23 protein-coding genes are annotated in these 23,380 nt (G+C 61.3%); 18 read left to right on the forward strand and 5 right to left on the reverse strand.

Translation table 11 applies throughout. From position 1 onward, the window contains the following. Positions 1-82 precede the first annotated feature (82 nt). Genes truB through rbfA form a run of 3 tightly spaced genes read right to left on the reverse strand, consistent with a single transcriptional unit; the run spans position 83 to position 2,204 of the window. Positions 83-991 (reverse strand): tRNA pseudouridine(55) synthase TruB, encoded by a 909-nt coding sequence (gene truB, locus QZ571_RS04005; RefSeq protein WP_295532124.1) that lies wholly within the window; start codon positions 989-991, stop codon positions 83-85. A 51-nt stretch (positions 992-1,042) separates the two neighbouring features. Beyond that, positions 1,043-1,795: a phosphodiester glycosidase family protein gene (locus QZ571_RS04010; RefSeq protein ID WP_295532127.1), complete on the reverse strand. Its 753-nt coding sequence runs from the start codon at positions 1,793-1,795 to the stop codon at positions 1,043-1,045. Next, positions 1,776-2,204, reverse strand: coding sequence for a 30S ribosome-binding factor RbfA (rbfA, locus tag QZ571_RS04015; RefSeq protein WP_295532131.1), 429 nt, complete (start codon positions 2,202-2,204; stop codon positions 1,776-1,778). The genes QZ571_RS04010 and rbfA overlap by 20 nt, the downstream gene beginning before the upstream one ends. A gap of 98 nt (positions 2,205-2,302) precedes the next feature. Here rbfA and dapB point away from each other — a divergent pair, with 98 nt between their 5' ends. Beyond that, on the forward strand, positions 2,303-3,112 hold the full coding sequence (gene dapB / locus QZ571_RS04020) for a 4-hydroxy-tetrahydrodipicolinate reductase (RefSeq protein ID WP_295532134.1): 810 nt from the start codon (positions 2,303-2,305) through the stop codon (positions 3,110-3,112). A gap of 85 nt (positions 3,113-3,197) precedes the next feature. On the opposite strand, the gene QZ571_RS04025 is transcribed toward dapB, so the two are convergent. Next, entirely contained in the window at positions 3,198-3,395 is a 198-nt protein-coding gene (locus QZ571_RS04025) for a DUF1674 domain-containing protein (protein ID WP_295532136.1), read from the reverse strand. Between the two features lie 80 nt (positions 3,396-3,475). Between QZ571_RS04025 and QZ571_RS04030 the strand changes: the two genes are divergently transcribed. The 10 genes from QZ571_RS04030 (at position 3,476) to QZ571_RS04075 (ending at position 15,956) form a co-directional block, all read left to right on the forward strand. Further along, positions 3,476-4,747, forward strand: coding sequence for a transcription antitermination factor NusB (locus QZ571_RS04030; RefSeq protein WP_295532138.1), 1,272 nt, complete (start codon positions 3,476-3,478; stop codon positions 4,745-4,747). A gap of 84 nt (positions 4,748-4,831) precedes the next feature. After that, positions 4,832-6,553, forward strand: a complete 1,722-nt coding sequence (locus QZ571_RS04035; protein ID WP_295532140.1) for a heparinase II/III family protein — start codon at positions 4,832-4,834, stop codon at positions 6,551-6,553. Between the two features lie 67 nt (positions 6,554-6,620). After that, positions 6,621-8,207, forward strand: a complete 1,587-nt coding sequence (purH, locus tag QZ571_RS04040) for a bifunctional phosphoribosylaminoimidazolecarboxamide formyltransferase/IMP cyclohydrolase (protein ID WP_295532142.1) — start codon at positions 6,621-6,623, stop codon at positions 8,205-8,207. Positions 8,208-8,282: 75 nt separating this feature from the next. After that, entirely contained in the window at positions 8,283-8,762 is a 480-nt protein-coding gene (gene lspA / locus QZ571_RS04045; RefSeq protein WP_295532144.1) for a signal peptidase II, read from the forward strand. Positions 8,763-8,833: 71 nt separating this feature from the next. Continuing rightward, positions 8,834-9,385, forward strand: a complete 552-nt coding sequence (locus tag QZ571_RS04050; protein ID WP_295532146.1) for a DUF3035 domain-containing protein — start codon at positions 8,834-8,836, stop codon at positions 9,383-9,385. A 153-nt stretch (positions 9,386-9,538) separates the two neighbouring features. Next, the gene (locus tag QZ571_RS04055; RefSeq protein ID WP_295532193.1) at positions 9,539-10,867 is read left to right on the forward strand and encodes a pitrilysin family protein; all 1,329 of its coding nucleotides are present in this window, start codon (positions 9,539-9,541) and stop codon (positions 10,865-10,867) included. Next, on the forward strand, positions 10,864-12,189 hold the full coding sequence (locus tag QZ571_RS04060) for a pitrilysin family protein (RefSeq protein WP_295532148.1): 1,326 nt from the start codon (positions 10,864-10,866) through the stop codon (positions 12,187-12,189). Before QZ571_RS04055 ends, QZ571_RS04060 begins: the two co-directional genes overlap by 4 nt. A gap of 65 nt (positions 12,190-12,254) precedes the next feature. Beyond that, positions 12,255-14,108: a DNA mismatch repair endonuclease MutL gene (gene mutL / locus QZ571_RS04065; RefSeq protein ID WP_295532150.1), complete on the forward strand. Its 1,854-nt coding sequence runs from the start codon at positions 12,255-12,257 to the stop codon at positions 14,106-14,108. Further along, positions 14,105-15,553 (forward strand): DNA recombination protein RmuC, encoded by a 1,449-nt coding sequence (gene rmuC, locus QZ571_RS04070; RefSeq protein ID WP_295532152.1) that lies wholly within the window; start codon positions 14,105-14,107, stop codon positions 15,551-15,553. Before mutL ends, rmuC begins: the two co-directional genes overlap by 4 nt. Before the next feature lie 58 nt (positions 15,554-15,611). Further along, positions 15,612-15,956 (forward strand): DUF3775 domain-containing protein, encoded by a 345-nt coding sequence (locus QZ571_RS04075; protein WP_295532154.1) that lies wholly within the window; start codon positions 15,612-15,614, stop codon positions 15,954-15,956. A 102-nt stretch (positions 15,957-16,058) separates the two neighbouring features. Here the strand turns inward: QZ571_RS04075 and QZ571_RS04080 are convergent, their stop codons facing one another. Further along, entirely contained in the window at positions 16,059-16,745 is a 687-nt protein-coding gene (locus QZ571_RS04080) for a response regulator transcription factor (RefSeq protein WP_295532195.1), read from the reverse strand. Between the two features lie 142 nt (positions 16,746-16,887). On the opposite strand from QZ571_RS04080, the gene ribA reads away from it, so the two are divergent. From ribA to QZ571_RS04115, 7 genes are all read left to right on the forward strand, one after another. After that, a complete protein-coding gene (gene ribA, locus QZ571_RS04085; RefSeq protein WP_295532156.1) occupies positions 16,888-17,967 on the forward strand; it encodes a GTP cyclohydrolase II in 1,080 nt (359 codons plus the stop codon). Further along, on the forward strand, positions 17,967-18,482 hold the full coding sequence (locus QZ571_RS04090) for a L,D-transpeptidase family protein (RefSeq protein ID WP_295532157.1): 516 nt from the start codon (positions 17,967-17,969) through the stop codon (positions 18,480-18,482). Before ribA ends, QZ571_RS04090 begins: the two co-directional genes overlap by 1 nt. A gap of 461 nt (positions 18,483-18,943) precedes the next feature. Further along, positions 18,944-19,594, forward strand: coding sequence for an ABC transporter permease (locus QZ571_RS04095; protein ID WP_295532158.1), 651 nt, complete (start codon positions 18,944-18,946; stop codon positions 19,592-19,594). A gap of 28 nt (positions 19,595-19,622) precedes the next feature. Further along, a complete protein-coding gene (locus tag QZ571_RS04100) occupies positions 19,623-20,750 on the forward strand; it encodes an ABC transporter ATP-binding protein (protein ID WP_295532160.1) in 1,128 nt (375 codons plus the stop codon). 10 nt (positions 20,751-20,760) lie between these two features. Continuing rightward, complete coding sequence (locus QZ571_RS04105) at positions 20,761-21,486, forward strand: ABC transporter permease (RefSeq protein ID WP_295532162.1); 726 nt, start codon at positions 20,761-20,763, stop codon at positions 21,484-21,486. A gap of 49 nt (positions 21,487-21,535) precedes the next feature. Continuing rightward, positions 21,536-22,420 (forward strand): glycine betaine ABC transporter substrate-binding protein, encoded by an 885-nt coding sequence (locus tag QZ571_RS04110; protein ID WP_295532164.1) that lies wholly within the window; start codon positions 21,536-21,538, stop codon positions 22,418-22,420. 56 nt (positions 22,421-22,476) lie between these two features. After that, positions 22,477-23,352, forward strand: a complete 876-nt coding sequence (locus tag QZ571_RS04115) for a nitrilase-related carbon-nitrogen hydrolase (RefSeq protein ID WP_295532166.1) — start codon at positions 22,477-22,479, stop codon at positions 23,350-23,352. Positions 23,353-23,380 lie beyond the last annotated feature (28 nt).

Raw genomic sequence — 23,380 nt, forward strand, 5'->3', positions numbered from 1 at the left:
CCAAGCTCCAGCTGCGGAAGCCTCCGGCGGGAGTATTTCGGGCTAGATGAAAGATCAAAGGTATTTCGGGCTAGATGAAAGATCAAAGATTGAAGACGCGCGAGGGGTGCAATTCGCCCGATTTATAGACACCCACGGCAAGCGGCTTGCCCTCAAAACTGACCCAGGCCTCATCGCCCCATTCCACTGCATCCGCGCCGGGAATAACCATGCCGGGATTGCCATTCTTCAGACGCACAGCGCCCTCTGGCGTGGCTTTGAGCTGGGGCAGGTCATCCAGCCCCAGTTCCAACGGCAGCAGTTTGGCGTCGAGTTCGGGGGTCTTGGCGAGCGCATCAATCTGATCGAGGCTGATCCCGTCACTGGCCTCGAATGGCCCCGACCATTCGCGGCGCAGCCATGCAACATGGCCAAGGCAGCCAAGGTTTTGCCCCAGATCGCGCGCGATCGAGCGCACATAGCCACCCTTGCCGCAGACCATTTCCAACTCGACCTGATCTGCATCGAGGCGCGCAATCATCACCAAGCTTTCCACAAAAAGCGGGCGCGCCGCGAGATCCATTTCCTCACCTGCGCGCGCCAAAGCATAGGCGCGTTCGCCATCCACCTTTACGGCAGAGAATTGCGGCGGGACTTGCTCAATATCGCCTTCAAAGGCGTGTAGCGCGGTGCGGATTTCGTCATCTGAGGGGCGCGCATCGGAGGTGGCGATCACCTCGCCTTCGGCATCGTCGGTCTTGGTCGATGCCCCCAATTGCACCACGAAACGGTAGCATTTCAGCGCATCGGTGATGAAAGGCACGGTTTTGGTGGCCTCGCCCAGCGCCACGGCAAGAACGCCGGTCGCCGCAGGATCAAGCGTGCCGGCATGGCCTGCCTTCTTTGCGTCCAAGGCCCAGCGCACCTTATTGACCACAGAGGTCGACGTCACACCCGCAGGTTTGTCCACGATCAGCCAACCTGAAATATCGCGCCCTTTTTTGCGAGCCATAATCGTCCCTTATCTTTGCAGCGCGTCTGCTATCGCAGGGGGCAGACCGCGTCAATTGGCGGCAGGTTTCGCTGCGATCAGCGCCACGATTGGCCCCATCGGCAGCCCCAGATCCTCGCGCCCCTGCGCAGGAACCGTCAACCGCGAGACCTTGCCATCAAAATAAAGCGCATCTTTCGCGCCCAGATCGTCGCGGAAAAACCGCGCGAATTGATGAAATGTCACGGGCTGGTTGGAAATCGCGAACCATGCCGTCTGACCATCCGCCGAAACCCCGACACCGTTGCGAATATTGGTCGAGGTGCCATCGGCGAGAAATTTTGGATGCAGCGCGCCGTCGATCACCAGCATCGGGCCGGATTGCGTGGCATAGCGACAGCTTGGCGGATCGGCTGCAAAGGCACGCGATTCAATGACCGATAGCGTATCGGCAATGCAAAACACCCCGTTGGGCAGTAACCCGAAATTCCCCGGCCCCTCGGAGGTCACAATTTTATGCTCTTGGGTGCCATCCTCGACGAACAGCCCAACCGGCTTGCGATCAGGATGATACATGCCCGCATTCATCGCAAAAACCACCTGCTTGTCAGCGGGCAGGATCGCGGCAAGGCGCTCGGGCGTGCCGATCAGCTGACCATCGGAATCATTGAGGTAAAGCCGCAAATCATCGCCCGCATGCGCAGTGCAAACGGTATAGCCAAGCCCGTCAAACTGCATGTCTTCACAGGGCACCGTTTGCGCCCAAGCGGGCGCCGCGAGCAGCGCAAGCACCGCGAACGCCACGTTAGTCACGCGCGTCGTCATCATCGCCTTCATCGCGCGCCGCGATGTCGCGTTGCACCGTTTCATCTGAAAACAAGCGCCGCGTCTCATCCATCTGGTCATAGGTCTCATCAAGACGGAACCGCAGATCGGGAACGTATTTCGCCGTCATCTCTTTGCCCAGAAGATGGCGCAGCTCACCCTTGTTGCGCGCCAGTGCTGCGATCAACTCGCTGCCGCCCTGACCGCCCAAAGGCGTGACATAAGCGGTGGCAACTTTGAGATCGGGCGAACACCGCACCTCTCCCACTGTCACCGAAATCCGGTTGAGATCGGGATCATGCACATCGCCACGCAAAAGCAGATCCGACAGGGTGTGCCGGATCAGCTCGCCCATGCGAAGCTGACGGAGTTTCGGCCCGCGGGCCGCTGAGGAACTGTTCTTAGCCATGGCGCTCACATAATGCTTCAGGCCTGCGCGCGCAACGGGGGCTTTGCATGGGCGCGTGCAAGCGGCTAGATAGCGCCAAAGCGAGAAGGAGATGTCAGATGAGCGATTTGCCAGGTATCGTCGTGACCGGGGCTTCGGGGCGCATGGGCCAGATGCTGATCCGCCTCATCCAAGACAGTGCCAAAGCGCGTCTTGCCGGCGCAATCGAACGCGAAGGCCATGACTGGGTCGGGCGCGATCTGGGCGAGGCGATGGGTGGAGCCGCCAATGGCGTGCTCGTGACCGATGACCCGCTCGTGGCGTTTTCGGGCGCGCAGGCCGTGATCGACTTCACCGCCCCTGATGCCACCGTGGCCTTCGCCAAACTCGCCGCCCAAGCCCGCCTCACCCATGTCATCGGCACTACCGGCATGGGCGCAGATCACATCGCCGCGCTCAAACCCTGCGCCCGCCATGCGGTGATCGTGCGCGCGGGCAACATGAGTCTCGGGGTCAATCTTCTCACGCAGCTTACGAAAAAGGTCGCCGCCGCGCTGGATACCGATTGGGATATCGAGGTGATCGAGGCCCATCACAACAAAAAAGTCGACGCCCCTTCAGGAACGGCGCTGATGCTGGGCGAGGCCGCCGCCGAAGGCCGGGGCATCACGCTCGCCGAGCACCGCGAATCGGGGCGTGACGGAATGACCGGCGCGCGGGCGAAAGGAGCCATCGGCTTCTCTGCCATTCGCGGCGGCGATATCGTGGGCGAGCATGACGTGCTTTTCGCAGGCCAAGGCGAGCGTATCGTGCTGCGCCATATTGCCACCGACCGCGCCATTTTTGCACGCGGCGCACTCAAGGCTGCGCTTTGGGGGCAAGACAAAGCGCCCGGAGAATATGACATGCTCGACGTCTTGGGGCTCTGAACCGCCGCCCCCATTCCAAATTCTGAAAATATCCTGCGGGGGTCCGGGGGTGCAAAACCCCCGGCGTGCACCAAGGGCGCGGCGCTCAGAAATCGATCGCGAGACCCTTTTTTTCCCAATCGCCGTAGCGCACCGGCTCGGGGCCATCACGTCCGCCCAGTTCTGTGGGCAGTTCGGCCCCCTTCACGGCGCGGCGGCGTTCTTCGGCCTCCGCCAAGGCACGTTGGGCGGCGGGCGTCAAATCGTATGGCTGTTGCGGATTATCGCGAAATTCTTCGGACATCGGAGGGTGTTCCTTGTCAGTGGGCGCGCGCATGATATAGGCCGTTGACCCAATCGTAACAAGCTACAAGGCCGCATCCCATGGCACGTCCCGATCCAGCGCGTTTTGCGGCCCTCGGCCTGATCATCGGCGTGACCGAAGATCACGAGAGCCTCTCTGATCAAATTGGCCAAGACGCGCTGGATGGGCTCGAACCGGCACAGCGCGCGCGCGCCCAACGATTGGCAACAACGACATTGCGCCACCTCGCGCGGGCCGATGGCGTGCTCAAACCGCATCTGCGGCGCAAGCCTTCGGCCGATATCATGGCGCTCCTGCGGCTGGCGACAGTCGAGTTGCTGCAAGAGGGTCAGGCCCCGCATGGCGTCGTCGATGCGGCTGTGACGCTGGCGAAATCGGCCGGGCCCAAGACCAGCAGCTTTTCCGGGCTGGTCAATGCAGTGCTGCGCAAGGTCTCGGTCGAAACCGAGGCTTGGGCAAAACAACCCGCGCCGGAAATGCCCGGCTGGCTGCGGGGCCGCGTGATGGCCGCCTATGGCAAGCGCACGGCGCAGTTGATCGAAACCGCGCATTTGGCCGGTGCACCAACGGATCTCAGCGTGAAATCGGACTCGGCGAAATGGGCCGAAACGCTGGGCGCCGAACTGCTGCCCACCGGCTCTATGCGCCTGCCCGCGCAAGGCAAGATCACCGATCTGCCGGGGTTCGAAAGTGGCGATTGGTGGGTGCAAGATGCCGCTGCGGCGCTGCCTGCGAAACTGCTGGCGCCAGCACCGGGGGCGCGCGTCCTTGATCTGTGCGCAGCACCGGGGGGCAAAACGCTGCAACTGGCCGCGATGGGCGCGCAGGTCACCGCACTGGATATTTCCGGCCCGCGCCTTGAGCGGTTGGTGGAAAACCTCGAACGTACCGGGCTGGCGGCAGACATCGTAGCTGCGGATGCGCTGAATTGGCAGCCCGATGCGCCCTTCGATGCGATCTTGCTGGATGCGCCCTGTTCGGCCACCGGCACGATCCGCCGTCATCCCGACCTGCCCTTCGTCAAGAACAGCGCCACGATCAAACCGCTCTTTGCGCTGCAAGCCGACTTGCTCGATCGCGCGATTGGTTGGCTCAAGCCGGGCGGCACTCTGGTCTATGCAACCTGCTCGCTGCTGCCTGAAGAAGGCGAGGCGCAAATCAAGGCCGCGCTGGAGCGCCACGCAGACCTATCCATCACGCCGCCCGACCTCGCGGGGATTGACCCCGACTGGATCACACCCGAAGGCGGATTACGTCTGCGCCCCGATTTCTGGGCCGATCGCGGTGGCATGGATGGCTTTTACATGGCGCGACTGCAACGCTTGGCCTGATCTGCACGTCAGACCGGTGACAGCGGGCCGCCGCCCCGGTAACGTGACGCCTATCCCCGGCAGAAGGGCTTTAGAGCAGCAGGCATGAGCAAGGACAGCTCCCAATCATCGGCAAAACTCGCCACGGCGCTGAACCGGCTGGCGGCGGCGCGTGCAGGGCGATCACGCCCGGCGACCGGTTTTGTCAGCCAACCCGAACCGCGCACGATCGGCTCGTTTGCGCGTGGACGTCAGCTTATTCAGGGGAATTTCCTGTTTTCCGGCTTTTTGGTTGAAGGGCCGGGTGTCAATATCTGGGACCTGACAATGCCCGATCCAAGCTTTCAAGAGGCTTTGCATGGCTTCTCATGGCTTGATGATCTGGCCGCTGTGGGTGACCGCGAGGCCCGCATGCGGGCGCAGGATTGGGTCTTTGGCTGGATCACCCGATTTGGCACCGGCAAAGGGGCTGGCTGGACCCCGGATCTGACGGGCTGCCGCCTGATCCGCTGGATCAACCACGCAATCTTGATCTTGAACGGACGCTCCAGCACCGATTCCGATCATTTTTTTCGCGCGCTCGGCCAGCAAACGATCTTTCTGTCGAACCGTTGGAAATCCACCGCTCCCGGCCTGCCCCGTTTTGAGGCGCTGACCGGGCTGATCTATGCCGGACTGGCCCTGACCGGGATGGAGCATCACGCCGATCCCGCGATCAAGGCGCTGGCACGCGAATGCGGAAAGCGGATCAACCCCGAGGGCGCAATCGCCACGCGCAATCCGCAAGAGCTGCTGGAAGTGCTGACTCTGCTGAACTGGGCCTGCGAGGCGCTGGATGTCGCCGGGCGCTCCCCTCCGGGTGAAGTGCTTGATGCGATTTCGCGAATCGCCCCGACCCTGCGCGCGTTGCGCCATTCCGATGGCGGCTTGGCGCGGTTTCATGGCGGCGGGCGCGGATTGGAGGGGCGGCTGGATGCGGCCCTGTCGGCCACGGGCATTCGCGGGCTGCGGCGCGAGCCGATGGCGATGGGATTTTCACGCATGCAAGGCGGGCGCAGCTCGCTGATCATCGACACTGCGCCGCCGCCGCAAGGGCTGGCCTCGGCCAATGGGCACGCCTCGACGCTGGCGTTTGAGCTGACCTCCGGGCGCCGCCCGTTGATCGTCAATTGTGGCTCGGGGACGCATTTCGGGCGCGATTGGGCGCGCGCAGGTCGGGCCACGGCCAGCCATTCAACGCTATCGATCTATGGCTACTCCTCGTCTCGCCTTGGCCCCGAGCGGCTGTTTGGCCGCGCGCCGCGGGCCTTTTTGGACAAGGTGCCGCACAACGTCTGGGCGCGCGGCGATGATCGCTCGGATACCGGGATGCTGTTTGGCCATGACGGCTATGTCGAGACCCATGGCATGACCCATATCCGCGAGCTCGACCTCAGCGCGGATGGGCGCGAACTGATCGGCCATGACACGCTGGGGGCGATGACGCCCAATGATATCGCGCGGTTTGACCAGATTTTCGAACGCGAAGGCCTGCGCGGCATTCCCTTTGATATCCGTTTCCATCTGCACCCCGATTGCGATGCCACGCTGGATATGGGCGGGCATGCGGTTTCGGTGGCGCTACGCTCGGGCGAGATTTGGGTATTTCGCCATGACGGGGTGGCGGAATTGACGCTGGAGCCCTCGGTCTATCTGGAACGTGGGCGCATTCGGCCCCGCCCGTCGCTGCAAATCGTGCTTTCTGCCCGAGTTCTGGACCGCGCATGTCAGATCGGCTGGACCTTTTCGCAAGCACGCGATAACCCGTCCGCGATCGACGCGCCCTGACCTTGGGGCAAATTCCAAGGCCGGCCTCGGGCGCTTTCCTGACCAACGCCATGCGAGGATGCTGCCCGTGACCCGCCCGATCCCTTTGACCCGTGCCCTGATTTCGGTTTCTGACAAGACCGGCCTGCTTGATTTCGCCAAAGCGCTTGCCGCGCGCGGCGTTGAATTGCTGTCCACTGGCGGCACCGCCAAGACCCTGCGTGAAGCGGGCCTAAGCGTGCGCGACGTGGCCGAGGTCACCGGCTTTCCCGAGATGATGGATGGCCGCGTGAAAACGCTGCATCCGGCGGTGCATGGCGGCTTGCTCGCGCTGCGCGACAATCAAGAACATCTCGCCGCGATGAAGGCGCATCAGATCGAGGCGATCGACCTGCTGGTGGTCAACCTCTACCCGTTCGAAGAAACCGTGGCCAAAGGGGGCGATTACGCCGAGTGCATCGAGAATATCGACATTGGCGGCCCCGCAATGATCCGCGCTGCGGCCAAGAACCACGCCTTTGTGACCACCGTGGTGGATGTTGACGATTACGCGGCAGTTCTGGCCGAGATGGACGAAAACGACGGCGCGATTGGCTATCCGTTCCGCCAAAATCTGGCGCAAATCGCCTATGCGCGCACCGCTGCTTATGACGCTGCCGTTTCCACGTGGATGGCGGGCGCGATTGGCGAAGAGACCCCACGGCGGCGCGCCTTTGCCGGCACCTTGGCGCAGACCCTGCGCTACGGCGAGAACCCGCATCAATCGGCGGCATTTTATCTGGATGGCACCGATCGCCCCGGTGTGGCCACGGCCAAGCAATTGCAGGGGAAAGAGCTGTCCTACAACAATATCAACGATACTGACGCAGCTTTTGAGCTGGTCGCAGAGTTCGGCACCGACAAGCCCACTGTCGCGATCATCAAACACGCCAATCCTTGCGGGGTCGCCACCGGAGACACCGTGATCGAAGCCTACAAACGCGCATTTGACTGCGACCGCACCTCGGCCTTTGGCGGCATTATCGCGCTGAACAAGCCGCTTGATGCGGCCACCGCCGAAGAGATCACGAAAATTTTCTCGGAAGTCATCATCGCGCCTTCGGTCGAAGAAGCCGCGAAAGAGGTGATCGCCAAGAAGAAAAACGTGCGCCTGCTGGAAACCGGCGGTCTGCCCGACCCGATGGCGGCGATCACCACCTATCGCCAGGTCGCGGGCGGCTTCCTTGTGCAGGGCAAGGATAACGGCGCGATCACGCTGGACGATCTGAAAGTCGTGACCGAGCGTCAGCCCACGCAAGCCGAACTCCAAGACCTGCTTTTCGCGTGGAAAGTCGCCAAACACGTCAAATCCAACGCCATCATCTATGTCAAAGACGGCGCAACGGTCGGCGTCGGCGCAGGCCAGATGAGCCGCGTTGACAGCACCCGAATCGCCGCGCGCAAAGCGCAAGACATGATGGAAGCCTGCGGGATGGATCAGACGCCGACCAAGGGCTCGGTCGTCGCTTCGGATGCGTTCTTCCCCTTTGCGGACGGTCTGATCACCGCCGCCGAGGCCGGCGCCACAGCAATCATCCAACCGGGCGGCTCGATGCGCGACCAAGAGGTGATCGACGCTGCCAATGAACGCGGTCTCGCGATGGTCTTCACCGGAATGCGCCATTTCCGCCATTGAATTGTCGGGTTCTGCCCCTAGCTCAGCCATCGAGCGGGGCAGAGTCCCCGATACCAAGCGAAAGCAAAAATCCCGATGCAATTGGCAGGCAAAACCGCGGCGAGCGTGCTGGTCCTTGATCAGCTTACGAAATTCATCGTGGTGCACCAGATGCAGCTGGATCGACACGGCGCGATTGATGTGTTGTCGCCTTGGCTCAATTTCCGCATGGCATGGAACCGGGGCGTAAATTTCGGGCTGTTTTCGGGCGAAGGCGATGTCAGCCGCTGGCTTTTGATCGCCTTGGCGTTGGCAATTTCGGGCTGGGTTTGGTTTTGGATCGCGCGCGAACCCCATTGCAAGCGTGTCCATATGGCCGCTGGCCTGCTTGTGGGCGGGGCGCTGGGCAACGTGGTGGACCGCATCGCTTACGGCGCGGTGGCCGACTTCATCAACATGTCGTTGCCCGGTTGGAACAATCCCTTTTCGTTCAACATTGCCGATGTCGCCATTTTCCTGGGCGCGCTGGGGCTGGTCCTCTTTACCGGCAAAGAGAAACATCCTGCGCAGGACTAGGCGTTTTTCGCAGGTGACGGCGCTGCAATGTTGCGCTAAGACGGGGACGCAAACGGCAACGGGAGTGGTTCATGCAGGTTCGATACGGCACGCTCGGCATCGCGATGGTAGCGGTCCTGACGCTTGCGGCCTGTGGTGGTGACCGCACGCCGACCCTGATGAATCTGCGCTCTTCGGGCCAGGGGCCGGATGAATTTGGCATTTTGCCGAGCAAACCGCTGCAAATGCCCGAAAACCTTGCCCAGCTTCCGCCCCCGACGCCGGGCGGCAAGAATCTGACGGACCCGACGCCCGAAGCCGATGCTGTCGCCGCCCTTGGTGGCAATCCGCGCAGGCTTGATATCACGGGCAAAGTGCCGGGGTCGGATCAGGCTTTGGTCTCGGCGGTCTCGCGCTATGGCGCGCAGGCTGGCATTCGTCAGACCCTCGCGGGCGAAGACCTTGCCTATCGCAAAAAGCGTGACGCGCGCCTACTAGAGCGGCTGTTCTCGGTTTCGACCTATTACAAGGCCTACAAGCCGATGGAATTGGATCAGACCGCAGAGCTCGAGCGTTGGCGCCGTGCCGGGGCACAAACCCCCGCAGCACCGCCCTCGGGCGCGGCACAGGAAAGCCACCAGTAAACCTGTGACATCCCTTCGGTAATCACGACAACGTCAGGCCCTTTCATCGGCGGGTGGGAATGCTTATCTTCGCGCCAACTGTATTTGGTAAGGAGTTGGGCATTGCGTGCTTTTCTGGTGGCCCTGCTGCTATTGTTGGGACTGAACCCGGCAATGGCCGGAGATGTCTCGACCTTTGAATTGCCCAACGGATTGAAGGCGGTTGTGATCGAAGATCACCGCGCCCCGGTCGTTGTGCATATGGTCTGGTACAAGGTTGGCTCAGCCGATGAGCAACGCGGCAAATCGGGCATCGCGCATTACCTCGAGCACCTTATGTTCAAGGGCACCGACACAATGGCGCCGGGTGAATTGTCAAAAACCGTGGCGGCCAATGGCGGCTCGGACAACGCCTTTACCAGCTATGATTACACCGCCTATTTCCAGCGTATCGCGGCGGATCGCCTGCCTTTGGTGATGAAGATGGAAGCCGATCGGATGCGCAATCTGCGGATCTCGCCCGATGACGCCAAAACCGAGTTGCAGGTGATTCTCGAAGAGCGTTCGCAGCGCACCGATTCCAACGCCAATGCGCTGTTTTCCGAACAGGAACGCGCCGCGCAATTCCTGAATTCGCCCTATGGCACCCCGGTGATCGGTTGGCGCAAAGAGATGGAAGGCCTGACGCGACAAAACGCGCTGGATTGGTATCACGAATTCTACGCCCCCAATAACGCGATCCTCGTGGTTGCGGGCGATGTGACCCCGGCCGAGGTAAAGACGCTGGCCGAGAAATATTACGGCCCGCTCAAACCAACTGAAGGCCTCAAACCACGCGCCCGCCCGCAAGAGCCGCCGCAACGCGCGGCGCGTCAGGTCACCTTCAAGGATGACCGGATCGCGCAACCCTATCTGATGCGCTCGTATCTGGCCCCCGAACGCAATCCCGGCGATCAGAAAACCGCCGCTGCGCTGACCGTTCTCTCCGAGATTTTGGGGGGTAATCAGGCGACCTCGGTTCTCGGGCGCAAGTTGATTTACGGCGATGGCACGGCGATCTATGCGTCAAGCTATTATGACGGAATGTCGATTGACCCCACGACTTTCAACATATCGGTCATGCCCGCCAAAGACGTCTCCCTGCCCGAGGCGGAAAAGGCGTTGGATGGTGCGCTGGCGCAATTCCTCAAGGACGGGATCGACCCCGATCAATTCGCCCGCATCAAAACGCAGGTGAAAGCCGCCGAGATTTACTCACGCGACAACACCCAAGGTCTGGCGCGCCGCTATGGCGAGGCGCTGGCCTCAGGCTTTAGCGTGCAAGACGTCGAGAATTGGCCCGATGTGCTGACCTCGGTCACCGAGGCCGATGTGATGGCCGCCGCCAAAGACCTGTTCCAGGCCCGCGAGTCGGTGACCGGCTATGCCGAACGCGCCACTGCGGCCCCGACCCCGGTCTCTGTGCCGATGGCACCGCCCGCCACGCAGGAGGTCACGCAATGATTCGTGCCGTTTTCACCCTACCCGCGCGGCTTGCGCTGGCGGGCCTGTTCGCCCTGATCCTCGCCCTGCCGGCACGCGCGATTGAAATCCAGCAAGTCACCTCGCCCGGCGGGATCAAGGCGTGGCTGGTGGAAAATCACGACATTCCCTTCATCGCGCTGGATGTCGCCTTCAAGGGCGGCGCGAGCCTTGATGCGCCCGACAAACGTGGCGCGATCAATTTGATGACCGCGACGCTTGAAGAGGGCGCGGGTCAAATGGACAGCCAGCAATTTGCCGAGGCGCAAGAGGCATTGGCGGCACAATTCGGCTTTGATGTGGGCGATGATTCACTCGAGGTTTCCGCCCAGATGCTCAGCGAAAACCGCGATAAATCCGTTAATTTGTTGCGTGCCGCTCTGATCACTCCGCGCTTTGAACAAACCGCGATTGACCGGGTGCGCGCGCAGGTGCTGTCGATCATCGCCTCTGACAAAACCGACCCAAACGCGATTGCCGCCAAGACAATGCGCAAACTTGCCTTTGGCGATCATCCCTATGGCACCTCGCTGAACGGCACGATCGATAGCGTCAAGGCGCTGACGCAAGAAGATATGTTTGACGCCAAGGCCCGCGTGATGAGCCGCGATCACATGGTGGTTTCGGTGGTGGGTGACATCACCCCGGCTGAACTGGGCCCGATGCTGGATCATCTGCTGGGCGATCTGCCCGCCAAAGGCGCGCCGATGCCCGCCGCTATCACGCCCAATCTGACCGGCGGCGTGACCACGGTCGATTTCGACAGTCCGCAATCAGTGGTGATGTTCGCCCAAAAGGGCATCGCGATGAGCGATCCTGACTTCTTCGCCGCCTATGTTCTCAACCAGATCCTCGGCGCGGGCGGGTTTTCCTCGAGACTGATGGATGAGGTGCGCGAAAAACGCGGGCTGACCTATGGCATTGCCTCCTATCTGGTGGACAAGGATCTGGCGAAGACTTGGCAGGGCAGCTTTGCCTCGGCCAATGAAAAGGTCGCGCAGGCGATCTCGGTCGTCAAAGAGCAATGGGCCAAGGCCGCGACCGGCGCTGTCACCGACAAGGAACTGCAAGACGCCAAGACCTATCTGACAGGTGCCTATCCGCTGCGCTTTGATGGCAATGGCACGATTGCGGGGATCATGACGGGGATGCAGCTCAACGGGATGCCGATCAGCTACATCACGACGCGCAATGATCAGGTGAACGCGGTGACGAAAGAAGACATCGCACGGGTGGCCAAACGCATCCTTGACCCCTCGGCGCTGCGCTTTGTCGTGGTCGGGCGTCCCAGCGGGCTGAACTGATTTCGCTGGGGATAGCTTGCGCGAATCTCTTGGGGTGACCCGCGCGCTGTGCTATCCCTAGTGGCATGAACCAGCACAACCGCAATATGGGTGCGAATGAGCGCCCCGTCATTCGTCAGCTTGACGATGCCGCCGCCAACCGCATCGCGGCGGGCGAAGTGGTCGAACGTCCCGCCAGCGCCGTCAAGGAACTGGTTGAAAATGCGCTGGATGCCGGAGCCTCGCGCATCGACGTCACCTATTGCGATGGCGGCAAGACGCTGATCCGCGTCAGCGATGATGGCTGCGGGATGACGGGCGATGATCTGCCGCTTGCGCTGTCGCGCCATGCGACGTCGAAAATCGACGGCTCGGATCTGCTCAATATCCACACCTTCGGTTTTCGCGGCGAGGCGCTGCCCTCGCTTGGCGCCGTTGGGCGTCTGACGATTACCTCGCGCGCGCAAGGCCATGACGCGGCGCAGATCACGGTGGCCGGGGGGGCGATGGGTCCGATCAAGCCCGCCGCGCTCAATCAGGGGACCGTGGTTGAGTTGCGCGATTTGTTCTACGCCACGCCCGCGCGTCTGAAATTCATGCGCACCGACCGCGCCGAAGCGCAGGCGATCGCGGATGCGATAAAACGCCTCGCGATGGCCGAGCCCTATGTCAGCTTCACGCTTACCGATAATTCCGGCGACAAATCGCGCGAGATTTTCCGCGTCGATGGCGAGCAGGGAGAGCTGTTCGACGCCCTCGCCGCGCGGCTGTCGCGGGTGATCGGGCGGGCGTTTTCCGACAATTCTGTGCGGATCGACGCCGAACGCGAAGGCGTGCGCCTGACCGGTTATGCGGCGCTGCCGACCTATTCGCGCGGCGCGGCGGTGGAACAGTTCCTGTTCGTCAATGGCCGCCCGGTACGTGACAAGCAACTCACCGGGGCCCTGCGTGCCGCCTATATGGATTTCCTCTCGCGCGAGCGTCATCCGGCGGCTTGCCTGTTCCTGACCTGTGATCCTGAGCGCGTCGATGTGAACGTGCACCCCGCCAAGGCCGAGGTGCGCTTTCGCGAGGCGGGTACGGTGCGCGGGCTGATCGTGTCGGAACTGCGCCACGCGCTTGCGCAGGCTGGTCACCGCGCGTCCTCGACCGTGGCCGATGCGACCCTTGGTGCGATGCGACCCGAACCTGCCGCGGGCCAGCCACCGCGCATCTACCAGATGGACCGCCCCAGCCTAGGCGCGACGCGCGCATCCTATGACTGGCAAGCCCCCGCCTTCGCCGAAAGCGCTCCGGTGTTCGACTATGCGCCCTCCGCACGTGCCGAGTCCCCCGCCCCACCCGAACCCGCGCTGACCGAGAAACCGCTGGGAGCCGCGCGCGCGCAGGTTCATGAGAATTACATCATCGCGCAAACCGAAAGCGGGATCGTGATCGTCGATCAACACGCCGCCCATGAACGACTGGTCTATGAAAAGTTGAAACGCCAGATGGCCGAAAACGGCGTGCCCGCGCAGGCGCTGCTGATCCCCGACATCGTCGAACTCTCCGCAGGGGATTCCGCGCTGCTGCTGGAACATGCCGAGGCGCTGAGCCAACTTGGTCTGGGCATCGAGCCCTTTGGCGGCGCGGCGATTGCAGTGCGCGAAACCCCCGCCGTTCTGGGCGAGATCAACGCCGAGGCGCTATTGCGCGATGTGCTCGACGAACTGTCCGATCTGGGCGACACGCAGCTTGTGCAAGCCAAAATCGAAGCCGTGCTGTCACGCATGGCCTGTCACGGCTCAATCCGCTCGGGTCGCCAGATGCGCGCCGATGAGATGAACGCGCTGCTGCGCCAGATGGAGGCCACGCCCCATTCCGGCCAATGCAACCACGGTCGCCCCACCTATGTGGAACTGAAACTGAGCGATATTGAACGATTGTTTGGCCGCACATGATTCAGATCGGGGATATCACACTGGATCTGAACGATCCGCTGGTGCAGGGCCTGCTTGCGGCCTGTGTTCTGATGGTGATCTTTGCGTGGCTCTGGCTGTCCGCGCGGCGCAATTTAACCGAGGCAAACGCCGATCTGGCACAGGCCGCGCCCTATCGCGAAGAGGCGCAAAACCTGCGTGAGGCGCTGGCCGCTTCCGAAGCGGTGGCCGAACGGATGTCTGATCTTGAGGCCGAACTGATCGACACCCGCGCGCAGCTGAACGCCGAATACCGGGCGCGAATCGCTAAATCCGAAGCCTATGACAGTTTGCAACGCGAACATCAGGCGCGGCTGGATGAATTGCGCGGCATGAAGAAGGAAATTGAGGACCGATTTTCGACCGTCGCTTCGGGCGTCTTGCAGAAGAACTCTGAGACCTTCCTCAGCTTGGTCAGCGAGCGCTTCAAAGCGCATGAAAAGACCGCCCAAGACGAGCTGGACCGCCGCCGCGACGCCATCGAACATCTGGTCAAGCCGCTGAATTTGCGGCTCAACGAGTTCGGCGAGCAGATCCAATCGATCGAGAAAGCCCGCAACGAGGCCTATGGCGCGATCCATCAGCAGGTGCGCGCGCTGGCCGAAGGGCAATCCTCGCTGGGCCAAGAAACCCGCAAGCTGGTGCAGGCTTTGCGCGCGCCCAAAACGCGCGGACGCTGGGGCGAAATGCAGTTGCGTCAGGTCTTCGAGATGGCGGGCATGACCGAGAATGTCGATTTCCACCTCGAACATCACATGGCCACCGACGAAGGCGCACGCCGCCCCGATGCCATCGTGCATATCCCCGGCGGCAAAAGCATTGTGGTGGACGCAAAAACCCCGCTTGAAGCCTATCTTGACGCGCTTGAGGCCGCGACGCCCGAGCTACAAAACGCGGCCCTCGCTCGCCACGCCCAGCAAGTGCGCCAGCATGTGAAAATGCTCGCCTCGAAGGCCTATCAACAGCAGATTCCCGAGACCCCGGATTTCGTGGTGATGTTCATCCCCGGCGAAACCTTTGTCGCCGCCGCTGCCGAGGCCGATCCGAGTCTGATCGAATATGCGTTTCAAAACAAGGTCTTGATCGCCAGCCCCACGACGCTGATGGCGCTGGTCAAGGCGATTGCCTATGGCTGGCAGCAAGAGAAAATGGCGAAGAATGCGGTCGAAGTGCAAAAGACCGCGCAAGATCTTTATGAGCGGATCAAGACCTTTGGTGGCCATATCGACTCGGTGGGCAAGGCACTGACCCGGTCTGTCGAAAGCTACAACAAGGCGGTCGGCTCGCTGGAAAGCCGCGTGCTGCCCTCGGCGCGCAAATTCGAAGCGATGGGTGTGGTCGCTGATGAGGGCCAGCTTGAAACGCCCGCGCTGGTCGACAGCCAGCCCCGCACATTGTCCGCCCCCGCCTTCACACATGAAGACTAAGTTTTGCAGCTTGCGTTAAATCTGCGTCGGGGTGAAAATGGCTCAAATCGGAGGTACCATGCTTAGCATCAGCCCGGCAAAAATTGCGACTGTCATTCTGCGCGCACGCAAGTTCGATGCAGGCCTACCCGGTTCGGGCCATGGCCGCGAGTTGCGAAGCTTTATCGCCACCATGAACGAAGACGAACAGGCATCGCTTACCGCAGTGATGTGGATCGGGCGCGAGACGTTCGACGCCTCTGAACTGGACGAGGCGATCGCGACCGCCAAGGCCGAGGCGACAGCGCCCACCGAAGATTACCTGATGGGAATTCCGATGCTGGCGGACTACCTTGAAGACGGTCTGAGCGCGCTGGGAGTCAGCCTGGAAGAGGCTGAGGAAGACATTTACCCCTCCGTCTGAGTTCTTTTTTCGCTGTCTGATCGCTGCGCACTGCGAAAAAAGCGGTCCCCGAAGGGACCGCTGAGGATACTTGTAACCTGAGAGTACTGACAGAAACCCCGTTTAGCCAACGAGCCGATAGCCGCCCGATTCCGTCACCAACAGGCGCGCATTCGAGGGGTCGGGCTCAATCTTCTGGCGCAGACGATAGATGTGGGTTTCCAGCGTGTGGGTCGTGACCCCGGCATTGTAACCCCAAACCTCGTGCAACAGCACATCGCGCGGCACAACACCGTCGGTGGCGCGATAGAGGAACTTGAGGATATTGGTCTCTTTCTCGGTCAGACGAACCTTCTTGTCGCGATCATCCACCAACATCTTCATCGCCGGTTTGAACGTATATGGGCCAAGCTGGAACACAGCGTCCTCTGACTGTTCATGCGTGCGCAGCTGGGCGCGCAAACGGGCCAAAAGCACCGGGAACTTGAACGGCTTGGTGATGTAATCATTGGCCCCCGAATCAAGGCCAAGGATCGTGTCGGAATCGGTGTCATGCCCGGTCAGCATGATGATCGGGCATTTCACCCCATGCTTGCGCAGCTTTTTGCACAGCTCTCGGCCATCGGTATCAGGCAATCCCACATCCAGCACGACCAGATCATAAAGTGCGGCCTTCGTCTTATCGACGGCATCGTGGCCATTCTCGGCCTCAAAGACTTCGAAATCATCGGTAGCGATCAATTGTTCAGCCAGCGCTTCACGCAGGTCGGTATCATCATCGACCAAAAGGATTTTCTTTAACGATGCCATCATATTTACCTCCGATTGCATTCTGAACATAGCTGTTGCCCCCTCACACCGATGGCAAGGGTGGTGAAACCTATCTCACGCGGTCGTGTCGATTTACGCTTGGTTATTTCAATTTGTTACAGGCGAGGCTATCTCAGAACGGATGAAACCAGAAATCACCCTTGGCCCAAACCCGACCGAGCGACTCAATCGCGCCCGTGCAGATCTGCGCATGGGAGTGCCCGTTGTGGTGGCCGGTCACGGGCTTGCCGTGGCAATCGAGACCCTCAGCCCCGAACGACTAACCGCCTTGGGCGCAATCGGGGCGCTTACGCTGGTGCTGACAGCGCGACGCGCGCAAACGCTCAAGGCGCGTGTCTATGACGAGGATATCGCGCGCATTGCCGTTCCCAAGGATGCGGATTTGGGCTGGCTGCGCGCGCTTGCCGATCCGGCGGATGATTTGCGCGTGCCGATGAAAGGGCCGCTGCAATCAGTGCGCGGCGGTGACCCCGGTTTCGCGCGTGCTGCGATCCGGCTGACGAAATCGGCGCAACTTCTGCCCGCCGCGTTGATCGTCGCAGGTCCCGAATTCCTCCCCCAAGACCTGACCACGATCACCGTGCAGGACGCGCTGCAAGCCGCCGATATCCCGCAGGCCTTTGCCCCCGTGTCAGCCGCCCGCGTACCTCTGCGCGCCGCCGAAGCAGGCCGCTTGCATATTTTCCGCCCCGATGATGGCAGCGAAGAACACTACGCCATCGAGATCGGCCAGCCCGACCGTAGCAAACCGGTGCTGGCGCGGCTCCATTCCGCCTGTTTCACCGGCGATGTGCTGGGCTCGCTGAAATGCGATTGCGGGCCGCAGTTGGACGCGGCGCTGTCCCGGATGGGGCATGAGGGCGCGGGCGTGCTGCTGTATCTCAACCAAGAGGGGCGCGGCATTGGGCTGGCCAACAAGATGCGCGCCTACAGCTTGCAGGATCAGGGCTTCGACACGGTCGAGGCCAATCATCGCCTTGGCTTTGAGGATGATGAACGCGATTTCCGCATCGGTGCGGCGCTGCTGAAAAAGCTTGGGTTTGGCGCGGTGCGACTGCTGACCAATAACCCCGCCAAGGTCGAGATGCTGCAAGCCAACGGCATTGACGTCACCGAGCGCGTGCCGCTCAAAGTCGGGATGAGCCGCCACAATGCGGGCTATCTCGCGACCAAGGCGGCGAAATCGGGTCATATCCTGTGATGCGGCTGACGCCTTCGGGCCTGCTGTTTCGCGGCCGCCGATTTCCCGTTCAGATTGGGCGCGGCGGGATCACCATGGACAAACACGAGGGCGACGGCGCAACCCCGGTGGGCAAGCTGCAGATCCTGCGGATACTCTACCGCGCTGATCGCCTGCCCGCGCCGCAAGACTGGGCCGAGCCCATCGGGCCGCGCGATCTGTGGTGCGACGCGTCCGGGCACCCGGATTACAACCACGATGTGCGCGCGCCCTTCGCCGCCAGTCACGAGACCCTGCGCCGCGCTGATCCACTGTATGACATCGTGCTGGTCACCGACTGGAACTACCCGAATGCACGCCCCGGAAAAGGCTCTGCGATCTTCCTGCATCAACGTCGCCGCGCGGGTTATCCCACAGAGGGCTGCCTCGCCTTTCGCCGCGACCACCTGATCTGGATCGCGCAGCGAGTCACGCCCGGCGAAGCGCTCGACATCCCCATTCATCTAGCCAGAAATACTCCGAGCTCCGGGGCCTGACCCGGCCGTCAATTGCGCACCCCGGCGGATATGAGCCCCCCTGGCTCACTACGGCGGGACGAAATCGGCCCGATACAGGCATGCAGCGCGTTGGTCGCGTGCCTCGAAACCGGTCATTGGTGCTCAGCGCAGCGTTGTAACCAAGTTGACGACCGCTCAGTGGACCAAACGGTCTGAGTAACGGGATGAACTGCCCCCCACCAAACTGCAGCTATCATTGAGTCAGCCTGTTCTTCGGCTGAGCTATTGACCGCAGAGAATGAACCGATCCAGCGAAGAGCTGAGCAGGCGCGACAACTACATTCACATCTCCAAAATTAACGTAAAGCGGCTACAGATGGCGGATTATTGCTATTTAGTGGCGGAACCCTGTCAGCCCGCCTCTCATCGCCTGCACTATCGTCCCTCATAAGTTGAGCGTGTGTCGATCAGATGCGCGATCTGGCGGTTTCGGAGGACGCATGGACATCATCCAATTCATCGCTAACAACTGGAGCTCGATCCTCGGGATGGCGCTTCAGCATATCGCTATCGTCGGCACTGCGGTCGGACTCGCGATCTTGACCGGCGTGCCGCTCGGCATCGCGATTACTCAGAACCGACGTGCCGCCGATATTGTGCTCTATATCGCGTCGATCATCGTCACGATCCCCTCGATTGCGCTGTTCGGTCTGATGATCCCGATCCTGTCACATATCGGTCAAGGGATCGGCTGGCTGCCCGCAGTGATAGCGATTCTGCTCTATTCGCAGTTACCGATCGTGCGCAACACCTACACCGCCATCACCAATATCGACCCCGCCTTGCGCGAGGCTGCGAAGGGGATGGGTATGACCGCCACACAACGTCTTTGGCAAGTCGAGATCCCGATTGCTGTGCCGGTGATCATGGCCGGGGTGCGCACGGCCGTGGTGATGAATATCGGGGTTGCCGCGATCGCCGCCTATATTGGCGCCGGCGGTCTGGGGGTGCTGATTTCGCGCGGGATTAGCCAAACCGATCCGCGTCAGCTCGTTACCGGCGCGCTCGCCGTTTCTCTTCTCGCGATCCTTGCCGATTGGGCGCTTTTGCAGCTTCAAAAACACCTCACGCCCCCCGGGCTCAAGCACTGATCCGCCCAAGCTTTGAAGGACTATAGACATGATCGAGCTCGAGAACCTGACCAAGACCTTCACCCTGTCGACGACGACGATCGTGGCCGCTGACAAAGTGAACATGACCGTGCCAAGCGGAGAAATCTGCGTCCTGCTTGGGCCTTCGGGCTGCGGCAAGACCACCGCGCTCAAGATGATCAACCGGCTCATCCCGCCGACCTCTGGGCGGATCCTGATCAATGGCGAGGATACCGCGCGGCTCAACGATATCGAGCTGCGCCGCCAGATCGGCTACGTAATTCAGCAGATCGGCCTGTTCCCGAACATGACGATCGAGGAAAATATCTGCGTCGTTCCGAAGATGCTCGGCTGGGATATCAAGCGTGCCCGGGCACGGGCCACCGAACTGATTGACCTTGTGGGGCTTGACCCGCGGCAATTCCTGCACCGCTATCCCAAAGAACTCTCGGGTGGCCAGCAGCAGCGCATCGGCGTGATCCGTGCGCTGGCGGCAGACCCGCCGGTGATGCTGATGGACGAGCCTTTCGGCGCGATTGACCCGATCAACCGCGAAATCATTCAGGACGAGTTCCTGAAGATGCAGTCAGAGCTGAAAAAGACGATCATGTTCGTCAGCCACGATATCGACGAGGCGGTGAAGATGGGCGACAAGGTCGCGATCTTCCGTGCGGGCAAGATCGAGCAATTCGACGCGCCCGACCATATCCTCGCCCATCCCGCCAACGCTTTCGTCGCCGATTTCGTCGGCGCCGACCGCACGCTCAAGCGGTTGCGGCTGGTCACCGCCGAAGAAGTCACCGATGCGCATTGCCCCGTCGTCTCGCGCCTCGCCTCTCCGCAGGAAGCCCGCAACGCAGCGCGCAACGGCACAGGCCGGATTGTGGTGTTGATCGACGCAGATCATCGCCCAGTGGGCTATGTCACGAACGAAGAGCTGGAAGGTGCGGACGGTTCGGTTGCCGATTTTGCCCATACCTTGCCCGCGACCGTGCCAGTGCGCGCCGATCTGCGCGCCGTGGTCTCGGAGATGTTCGCCAATGACATAATGTGGCTGGCCTGCACTGACGATCAGGGCCGCTTCGCCGGGATCGTTACCCAGCCCGCCGTCACGGCAGCGTTGGGCGAGACCTACAAGCGTTCCGAGAGGAACTGAGGACATGAGCATGGTGCGACAGGCAACGGGAATCGGCCGGAACGTGCAATTGCTCGTCATGTTCGGTCTGGGGATCTGGGTCTGCAATTCAGGGTTGCTTGGTCAGATCGGGGATAACTGGGACGATATCGTCTATCTCTCGAAACAGCATATGATATTGGTGACGGTCTCAGGCGGGGCGGCGATCCTTGTTGGCATTCCGGTCGGGATATGGCTTTCGCGCCCGGCGATGGGACGCTACGCCGAAACGGTGATGCAGGTCTTCAATATCGGCGGCACGATCCCGACACTGGCGGTGATCGCCCTGTCGATGACGGTGCTCGGCATCGGTTTCGCGCCTGCCTTCTTCGGGCTGTTCGTGGCCTCGCTCCTGCCGATCGTGCGCAACACCTATACCGGCTTACTAGCCGTGCCGCAGCATCTGAAAGAGGCCGCAACCGGCATGGGTATGACACCGCGCCAGATTTTGTTCCAAGTAGAACTGCCCAACGCGCTTTACGTCATCTTTTCGGGCGTGCGCACTGCGCTTGCGATCAATGTCGGCACCGCGCCGTTGGCCTTTTTGATCGGCGGTGGGGGTCTGGGTGAGCTGATCTTCACCGGTATCGACTTGATGGATACTGGCATGCTGCTGGCAGGTGCGATCCCGACAGCTGCACTTGCGGTGATGGTCGATTTCACAATGGGTCAAGCCCAGTTGCGGCTTGTCCCGAAAGGAGTGAACCCGCTGCGCTGAAGCGGCTGGCACAAGAAAAGCAAAACAAAGACAACATGGAGGAAACACGATGCTTCACATTCTCAAGGCAGCTCTACTAGGCGCCTCACTGTTCGGGTTAGCCGGTAGCGTCCAAGCCGAGGAAATCGCTGTTGGCGGCAAAAATTTCACCGAGCAGCAAATCCTTGCCTCGATCACCCAGCAATATCTGAGCGCCAAAGGCTACGACGTCACCGACCGATCCGGTATGGGCTCGGCTGTGGTGCGTCAGGCAATGGAGAACGGCCAGGTTGACATCTACTGGGAATATACCGGCACCTCGTTGATCACTTATAACAAGGTGACCGAGAAGCTGAACGCCCAAGACACCTACGACAAGGTCAAGGAATTGGATGCCAAGAAGGGCATCGTCTGGCTCATGCCGTCCAAGGCGAACAACACCTACGCGCTCGCAATGCGCGCCGACGAGGCGCAAAAGATGGGGATCGAGACGATCTCGGATCTCGCCATGAAGGAAATTGGTGGCGCGAAATTGACGCTCGCCTCGAACGCTGAATTCTACGCCCGCCCCGACGGCCTGAAGCCGCTCGAAAAGGATTACGGCTTCGATTTCGGCCGCGCCAATATCAAGCGGATGGATACAGGACTCGTCTACCAAGCGCTCAAGGACAGTCAGGTCGATGTCGGTGTCGTCTTTGCCACAGACGGCCGGATCCCGGCGTTCAATTTCGTCACGCTCAAGGATGACAAAGGCTATTTCCCGTCCTACGCTCTGGCCCCGGTGATCCGCAAAGAGGTGCTCGACAAGCACCCCGAATTGGCTGATCTGATGGATGCCATCTCGGCGAAGCTGACCGACAAGGTGATGGCCGGCCTCAACGCCAATGTGGATGTCGACAAGGTGTCGGTGGAAAATGTGGCGGCTGAGTTTCTCAAAGAAAACGGCCTGATCTGACGAACCTATCGGCGGGCTGCGCGATGGCCCGCCACTACCATTTAGGGAGCCGGGCTATGAGCGAGCACATATTGCGGGTCGGTGCCGCACAATTCGCCAGCGAAATCGGAGATGTCGATACGAATATGGATCGACATCTCGATTGGATCAGGCAGGGCCGCGAGGCGGGGCTCGAATTGCTGGTTATGCCCGAGCTGTCTCTGACCGGCCATTACGGGCCCGAGCGGCTGCTCGACGTCGCGATGCGTCGCAGCGATCCGCGCCTCAAGCGTCTTGCCGATGCGGCAGGCGACATGGCCGTCGTGTTGGGCTTCATCGAGGAAGGCGCCGCGGCACAATTCTACAACGCCTCGGCGCTGGTGCAGAACGGAAAGATGCGTCACCTGCATCGAAAGGTAAACCTGCCAACCTACGGCAAGCTCGAAGAGGGCAAATACTATGCCTCGGGCCGCTTCGTCGAAACATACAATCTCGACGACGACTGGTGCGCGGGCCTTCTGATATGCGCCGATATCTGGAACCCGGCGCTGGCCCATCTGAGCTTCCTGCATGGTGCGACATTACTGATGTGCCCGGTCAGTTCCGGTGTCGAGGCCGTGGGCATCGACTTCGATAACCCCGCCGGCTGGGCGCTGACGATGCGCTTTTACTCGATGATGTATGGCGCGCCCTCGATCATGGTCAATCGGACCGGGATTGAGCGCGACCTGACCTTTTGGGGCGGCTCGCGTATCCTCGACCCGTTCGGGCGCGAGCTGGCCGTGGCGGGTAGCGAGGAAGAGCTCATCACCGCCGAGTTAGATTTCAACGAAGTGCGCCGCGCCCGCCACCTGCTTCCCACGGTGCGCGACAGTAATATCTCCCTTGTGCTGCGCGAGACGGACCGGCTCATCACGAAACTGGGCGTGCCGGACTTCGTGCGAGAAGACTGACCCTTTCTCCTGCTGTTCCCGGGCACCG

Source organism: uncultured Thioclava sp., from assembly GCF_913064665.1.
Taxonomy (GTDB): Bacteria; Pseudomonadota; Alphaproteobacteria; order Rhodobacterales; family Rhodobacteraceae; genus Thioclava; species Thioclava arctica.